Here is a 2,856-nt window from a genome sequence, read left to right as displayed (position 1 = left end):
GCGCCAACACCAAGATCAAGTTCCTGAAGCGGCAGATGTACGGCCGAGCCGGCTTCGCGCTCCTACGACAACGAATCCTGCTCGCATAGACCAGTCACCCCGACCACCGTTTCTGTGCCAGAGCCGATAGATCCACACTCCCCAGGAGGCCCCTTAAGCGATCCATCCGGCGACGGTCGGCACGTCGAGGGCAAGGTAAGTGTCCGCTGTGGCGGCCTCAACGACGGCTGATGTCGGCGTGTTGAGGCGCAGAGGCGTGCGCTGCTCAAGCAGGCTCTGCCATGACTGTTGCTCTCCGCTCGTGAACCCTGCCCGGAGGGCACCGGCGATGTCACCTGACAGCTCACGCTCCTGTTCCCAGTACATGGAGCGGCGTTGCTCGCTACGGACCGCGAATGCTTCCTCGGTGCGGCGTTCATCTGCATCAGCCGAAGCGAAGTGGTCAAGGCTGATGACCTGTGGGTATGCACGCTCCACGCCGACAGCAATCTCTCGCTGGATTTGAGCCAGGCCGGCGCAGGCGGCAAACAGCCGACGAGACATTCCGATGGTCACGTCGGTGCCGGGAACTCGCCCAACGAGCATGTCGAGTCGTTCTCGGCCGGGCCGACGCTCGTATCGAGCTACGTCACGTCGGGCCGCCTGCCGCTCAGCGCGGGTCGTGGGATCGTCTTCCAATAGAGTCACTGTGGCACCCGGCCGGCCGCCTTCGCGTGCTCGAACCGCCTGCCCAATGGGCACGATACGCCGATCGACTGCCGGTATCGTGGCCAAGGCCAGGTAGAAGAGCATGCGAGAACGCGCCAGCGCCATCAGCGCCTGGTCACTGCTTTCAGGGTCACCACCGTTACGAGTGTCAGGAAGGTGACGCGTGCTGTCGATCTTCTCGACATCGATGCTGACGAACAGGCGGTGTTCCAAACTGGCACCGCACAAGACCCTCACGTGGGGTCCGGTCATGAGGCCCGGAGCGCACAGTTGCGCGGCGCCCTTGACCAATGCTCCTCGCATCAGTTTACGAGCGCCCTTGGCCTCGACGAGCCAGGTGGATGGAGTATCCGGATGCTCGCCGACCAGGTCGGGCAGGCCCAGCGTGGCTGACCACGCCGAGCCGGCACCCAGAGGTGTGACAGCTTCGGCGTGAGCGGTCGGACCGAGGCCCATGAGCCCTCGGCAGGCCCACTCCGCTATGGTCATGCCGATGCGGTAGCCGAACGCGGCCTGGGCGGTACGTTCGGTGCCGTCGCGGTAGACGACATTTGGTTCGACCCTGAAGCCGGTGCCGACGGCCGGAGCGAGACGACGTCGGCCGAGGTAGGCCGCCAAGGGTGAGCGCCGAGCGATGATCTCCGATGATGCCAGCGCAGGTACCGCGGCCAGCCAGGCAGTAGGATCCCGGCCGACGGACAACGCAGCGTCGATGACGTCGCGCCAGGTGGTCGCTACCCGATAGATGCCGCTCGATGGAATGTGGCCTCGAGTAGGCCAAGTAGCGCGCGCGGCATCGATGCGGCTGGGGTGCGGGCGCCGACCGGGTCGCAACGGCGTGGACCAGCGCACGAGCACGGGCACATCGAAGGCGTCACGGGCTCCAACGGGCACATCCGCGGCCCCGGGGGGAGGGGTCAACTTCACCTGGACAGAGTGCCAGATCCGTCGCGACAGTAGTGTCACGCGCGAGCGGAGTGCGCCGGGTTTGATGGCCCCGCAGCGCTTGTCTTGGCGACGCCGGCCAGGACTTTCTTGACCTTGAACGTACAGCCCCATGCGGTCGGCGGGAGCTACGTCGACGGCGACCACGCCGCAGATGACCGACCGATGCTGCTGGTCCACGGGGTTAGCGCGTACACAGAGACCGGTGTCATGGGCCGGCCTTCGGCCGGCACCGCAGCCAAGGGCCAAGCCCTACTGGCGAGCCTGGCCGGGTCGTTCGACGACCACCTGGCCATCCTGCTGGCCAAGCAGTGACCCAAGAAGTCCGATGGTGCAGCGAGTCGGTCACGTCGACACGCATCATCCCGAGATACCAGCCGTACACCGACAACGCGTCGTGCAGCGCCTGCCGCTGGCCGTCCGACAGGCCGGCGAGCACGCCGAGGTAGATCCGATCACCGGTGCCGAGCAGCCACGGCATCCCCGCCGCTGGCCGAGTCCAAAGGCCGTCCCCGTCACGGACGAGGCGGGTCGCCGACGACCAGAGCAGGAACATGTCCTGATCGAAGGTGATCGCGCCGCGGTTAGAGCCAGCCTCGGCCAGCCGGATGACCGGCAGCATCAGCGAACCCCACCACGTCTGCACCTGCACGCTGGCGGCGTCGTCAAGGCCGAGCAGAGCGGCGAGCACCGCACGTTTGACAATCGGCCCTACTCGGCATGCTCGCGCAAGGCCGGATCGTTGGCATCAACGAACAACGCGATCGGAGTCTCAGAGCGAGCGGGAACATCGGCGGTCACCCATGGAGCATCTCCGAGGCCGAACCCGAGATCTCAGCCTCCAGAACCCCGGGTTCGGCCCTTCCTCGGCCACGATCAGCCCAAGCGAGAATCACGTCACGATCACTGTCGACGGCGCCGTCGTGCGCCTGCGGAGCGTGCCGATCCCGGCCAGGGCATCCTGCCTGCAGCGTGCGACGGCCGGGCGGCACGCTGATCAGACACTCAACGGCGTCACATACCCACGGACGAAGCGGATTTCCCAGATGGATACGGCAGTCACGCAGGCGACATAGAGGCTCTTCGAACTTAAGCGGGGTTGAGGTGTCCGCGGTGGCGTCGCGTGGTGGTGGTGCGGGTGCGTAGGCGTTGGTTTTCGGGGTTTCGGAAGCCGTAGGCGTCGCGGGCGATGGTTTTGATAAC

Annotated in this window: 2 protein-coding genes; both read right to left on the bottom strand. The window is 66.0% G+C overall.

All coding sequences use genetic code 11. The annotated features are described in order from the left end of the window. Positions 1 to 153 precede the first annotated feature (153 nt). Positions 154 to 1,566 (bottom strand): hypothetical protein, encoded by a 1,413-nt coding sequence (locus ABGB16_RS33375; RefSeq protein ID WP_347672039.1) that lies wholly within the window; start codon positions 1,564 to 1,566, stop codon positions 154 to 156. Between the two features lie 295 nt (positions 1,567 to 1,861). Beyond that, entirely contained in the window at positions 1,862 to 2,344 is a 483-nt protein-coding gene (locus tag ABGB16_RS33370) for a hypothetical protein (RefSeq protein WP_347672038.1), read from the bottom strand. Between the last annotated feature and the right edge of the window lie 512 nt (positions 2,345 to 2,856).

Origin of the sequence: Micromonospora sp. B11E3 (genome assembly GCF_039871625.1) — a bacterium.
GTDB lineage: Bacteria > Actinomycetota > Actinomycetes > Mycobacteriales > Micromonosporaceae > Micromonospora.
The sequence above is the reverse complement of the archived record's forward strand: the minus strand, read 5'-3'. Positions and strand labels throughout refer to the sequence as shown.